Below are 4,067 nucleotides of genomic sequence, written 5' to 3' on the forward strand. Positions count from 1 at the left end.
CGTAACCGTCCGGGCAACACACCTTCCTGATGCCATCGCTTAAGGCGATGGTGTCCACCTAAATTTAAGTGGACACCATTTTTAGCCTTTAAAGCGGACGCCCATGCCACAAGAACGCCGTTCCTATTCCAAGTCCTTCAAGGCCCAGGTCATTGCCGAGTGCGCCCAGCCTGACACCTCGATTGCCAATGTCGCCTTGACCCACAACCTCAATGCTAACCTCGTCCATAAATGGATTCGGGTGCATGCGCAGAAAACTCTAACGCTGCAAACAGCCTTCATCCCGGTCAAGGCATCGCCACCGATAGCGACGCATCAACCTCTTCCCGCTACGATCCGAATCGAAGTGCCTCATTCAAAAGGCGCAGTCGTGGTGAGTTGGCCGGCAGAAAATGCAGCGGCGTGTTCCGCTTTCTTACGAGACCTGCTGCGATGATCCGCATCGACTCGATCTGGCTCGCCACCGAGCCCATGGACATGCGGGCCGGCACTGAAACCGCGCTCGCGCGAGTTATCGCGGTGTTTGGTGCGGCGAAGCCGCACTGTGCCTATCTGTTCGCCAACCGTCGCGCCAATCGCATGAAAGTGCTGGTGCATGACGGTGTGGGGATTTGGCTTGCAGCCCGGCGTTTGAATCAAGGACGCTTCTTCTGGCCAGGTGTACGGCATGGCTCCGAAGTTGAGTTGGATGCCGAGCAACTTCAGGCCCTGGTACTCGGTTTACCTTGGCAGCGCGTCGGTGCAGGCGGAATTATCTCGATGCTTTAACCACCGACATGGCGCGCTTGCCAGCGCAATTGGCCCATCAGTCTGTCGCCGCCACCAGCCCTCTCTGGCAAAATTGGCCGCATGACTTCGCATCCGAATCTCGATCAATTAAACCCTGAAGAACTGCGTGCCTTGGCGGCGCAGTTGATCCAGCGTGTCGAGACGATGGACAAGCAAATCACCCATCACAAGTCGGTCAACGAGAAACTGGCCCACGAGATCGCGCTGCTTAAGCGCTTCAAGTTTGCCAAGCGCAGCGAGCAGCTAAGTCCGGATCAAGCCAGCTTGCTCGACGACTTGATCGACACCGATATCGCCGCCATCGAAGCTGAGCTTGAAGCGCTGCAACCGACATCAGTCGAAGCTAAAGTGCGCCAGCAACCCAAGCGCGCACCGCTACCATCGCAGTTTCCCCGCACGCTGATCCATCACGAGCCGGATAACAGCCACTGCCAATGCGGCTGCGCCCTCAAGCGCATCGGCGAAGATGCCAGCGAAAAGCTCGACTACACGCCCGGCGTGTTCACCGTCGAACGCCATATCCGTGGGAAATGGGCCTGCGAGCAATGCGAAACACTGATCCAGGCACCAGTACCGGCGCACGTCATCGACAAAGGCATCCCGACAGCGGGCTTGCTGGCCCACGTCATGGTGGCCAAGTTTGCCGACCATCTGCCGCTATATCGGCAGGAGAAAATATTTGGCCGCGCCGGGCTGCCCATCGCCCGTTCAACCTTGGCGCAATGGGTGGGCAACTGCGGCGTGCAACTCCAACCGCTAGTCGATGCGCTGCGCGAAGCCGTGCTGACGCACGGCGTCGTCCACGCTGACGAAACTCCGGTACAAATGCTCACGCCAGGCGCAAAGAAAACTCATCGTGCTTACGTCTGGGCCTATGCCACCAGCCAGTTCGCCGATCTGGCGGCGGTCGTTTACGACTTCAGCCCGAGCCGCGCTGGCGAAAATGCCCGAGCCTTCCTGGGCCACTGGAATGGCAAGCTGGTCTGCGACGACTTCGCGGGCTACAAGGCAGGCTTTGAACTGGGCGTCATGGAGATCGGCTGCATGGCCCATGCCCGCCGAAAATTCTTCGACTTACACGCAACCAACAAAAGCCAGATTGCCGAAAAAGCGCTGCACTACATCGCGGCCTTGTACGAAGTTGAACGAGAAGTCCGCGAGCTGGGGCCGGATGTCCGGCAACAAATACGACAGGAAAAAGCAGCGCCGATCATCGACGTACTTCATACCTGGATGATCGCCCAGAGGCAGCTTGTGCCTGAGGGATCGGCCATCGCCAAGGCGTTGGATTACAGCCTCAAACGCTGGATAGCGCTGACGCGCTATCTCGATGACGGTGCTGTGCCCATTGATAACAACTGGTGTGAGAATCAAATCCGACCGTGGGCTCTTGGGCGCTCGAACTGGCTGTTCGCGGGCTCGTTACGCAGCGGCAAACGTGCGGCGGCGATCATGAGTTTGATCCAGTCGGCGCGGCTGAATGGGCATGATCCGTACGCCTATTTAAAGGATGTTCTCAAGCGGCTGCCGACGCAGCGAGCAAGCGAGATCGGACAACTGCTGCCGCATCAGTGGACGGGTTCCTAGCTTAGGCATGGTGCCTTCGGCAGACGCTTTTGCGTGTATCAACTCTCACTCAGGCTAATAGGCCCGCAACCAGTCGACCGAACGCAGCGGGATGTTGCAACATCATTAGGTGTCCAACGTCTGGCATGATGGTGAGACTCGTCGCTCCCTTATTTGCCCAGTCAGGAACATCCCAACCTCCGACTGAGTGCTCACCCGCCAACAAATGCACCGGTACCGAAGCGAACACGCTCCTTAAGATTGTTTGATAGTCAGGGCGCCCTGTGACCGCCACTACCGATTGGGCCATAGCTTGCAAGGTTGAAGCAGGTTGGTGGGCAAGCCAGGTCTTCGCGGTTTCTGTTTTGCCAGCGGGCTCCAGTATTCCGGATCGCTCCAGCCAGGCCTCGGGATCGGCCCGGAATCCCTCCAGCATGGTTTCTGCTTGCTCTACTGACATGTTCGCGACGGACGATGACCAGAAGGCATCCTTCAGGGTGAAGTTACCTTCAACACTGACAAGGCTCTTCACGCGCTCTGGGTAGCGGTGGGCAAATGCATAGGCCACCACTCCACCGACCGAATGCCCAACAAGATTCACTGCACATTCATTGAACTCGGCTTCGACCACCTCGCGTATTCGTTCGACCTGTCCCTGAATATTGATATTCCCTACAGGCGTACCTTGATGGTTTCCATAGCCGTAAAGATCAGGTGCAAGGAAGGGTCGATCACCGAACTGTCTATGAATCTCAGGATCATTCAACGTACCGATAAGGCCGTTGATGAATACAACAGGGGCGTTGGATGCGTTATTCATTTGGCTTTCCTTGCGAACAATGAAGTGAGTTCTTTTCTTTAGCGTCGTGAACGGTTGAGCGAACATCTGGGACGGGTCTCACAGACATTGCGACGAGATCTTCCAGCAACGCTCTCCCCTGAAGCCAATCACCAAGTCCGCTGGCCGAATTAATGTGCCCTTGGGGCCCGATGTTCACCAGGCGGCTGCCCCAGGCTTCTGCACATCGCTGGCTATAATCCATATCTGCATATGGGTCGTTGCAGCTTGCGACAACGGTACTTGGAAATGCAAAACGCTTCAGGCCAAGTGGACTAAATCCTAGCGCCTCGTTCGGAAAAGTGGAGCGGTCGGGGTCTGGTACGGCAACCAGCAAAGCGGCCCTAACCAATGTGCGACTACATTGCGCCCAGTGGGCGACTTGCAGGCAGCCAAGGCTGTGGGCTACCAACACGATGTCGGGCCCCGCTCGGCTAATAGCGGCCTCCAGATTCTCGACCCACTTTGTGCAAACTGGTCGATTCCAGTCTTGCCCCCCAATGCTCTCCATGGAAGCGTCGGTGTGTGCCCATATCGTCTGCCAGTGACCTGGCCCGGAATTGCCAATGCCCGGGAGGAGCAATATCGAAGGTGTCATTTCTTGTTTCTCAGAAGGGGTGTCCGCAGAATGTAGCGAATGACACATCGACCTTGGATGGCAAATCATCCGAAAGAAGCGTCGTCAACCGATGATTCATCGGATTACTCAGTAGAGGAAAAGCATGGGGCTGGACAGCAAAGATTGGCAGATTCTGGAGGCACTGCAAAAGAATGCACGGCAAAGCCTGGCATCCTTGGGCAAGCGCATTGGGCTTTCCCAACCGGCTATGAGCGAGCGAGTTCAGAAACTCGAAGCTGCGGGTGTCATAGAGGG

6 protein-coding genes are annotated in these 4,067 nt (G+C 56.8%); 4 read left to right on the top strand and 2 right to left on the bottom strand.

Annotation, left to right across the window (positions count from 1 at the left end):
• The first annotated feature begins 103 nt into the window (after positions 1-103).
• The 3 genes from tnpA (at position 104) to tnpC (ending at position 2,376) form a co-directional block, all read left to right on the top strand.
• Positions 104-436 (top strand): IS66-like element accessory protein TnpA, encoded by a 333-nt coding sequence (tnpA, locus tag HK44_RS26725; protein WP_019692604.1) that lies wholly within the window; start codon positions 104-106, stop codon positions 434-436.
• Entirely contained in the window at positions 433-768 is a 336-nt protein-coding gene (gene tnpB, locus HK44_RS30005) for an IS66 family insertion sequence element accessory protein TnpB (protein ID WP_019692603.1), read from the top strand. Before tnpA ends, tnpB begins: the two co-directional genes overlap by 4 nt.
• Before the next feature lie 81 nt (positions 769-849).
• Complete coding sequence (gene tnpC / locus HK44_RS26735) at positions 850-2,376, top strand: IS66 family transposase (RefSeq protein ID WP_019692602.1); 1,527 nt, start codon at positions 850-852, stop codon at positions 2,374-2,376.
• A 49-nt stretch (positions 2,377-2,425) separates the two neighbouring features.
• On the opposite strand, the gene HK44_RS26740 is transcribed toward tnpC, so the two are convergent.
• Positions 2,426-3,175 carry an alpha/beta fold hydrolase gene (locus tag HK44_RS26740; RefSeq protein WP_019692601.1) on the bottom strand — a complete coding sequence of 250 codons (750 nt, stop codon included), beginning with the start codon at positions 3,173-3,175 and terminating at the stop codon, positions 2,426-2,428.
• Complete coding sequence (locus tag HK44_RS26745; RefSeq protein ID WP_328590143.1) at positions 3,168-3,860, bottom strand: RBBP9/YdeN family alpha/beta hydrolase; 693 nt, start codon at positions 3,858-3,860, stop codon at positions 3,168-3,170. The genes HK44_RS26740 and HK44_RS26745 overlap by 8 nt, the downstream gene beginning before the upstream one ends.
• Positions 3,861-3,915: 55 nt before the next feature.
• On the opposite strand from HK44_RS26745, the gene HK44_RS26750 reads away from it, so the two are divergent.
• On the top strand, positions 3,916-4,067 hold a 152-nt coding region (locus HK44_RS26750), incomplete at its 3' end, for an Lrp/AsnC family transcriptional regulator (RefSeq protein WP_024265195.1).

The organism is Pseudomonas fluorescens HK44 (assembly GCF_000217955.3).
Classification (GTDB): Bacteria; Pseudomonadota; Gammaproteobacteria; order Pseudomonadales; family Pseudomonadaceae; genus Aquipseudomonas; species Aquipseudomonas fluorescens_AQ.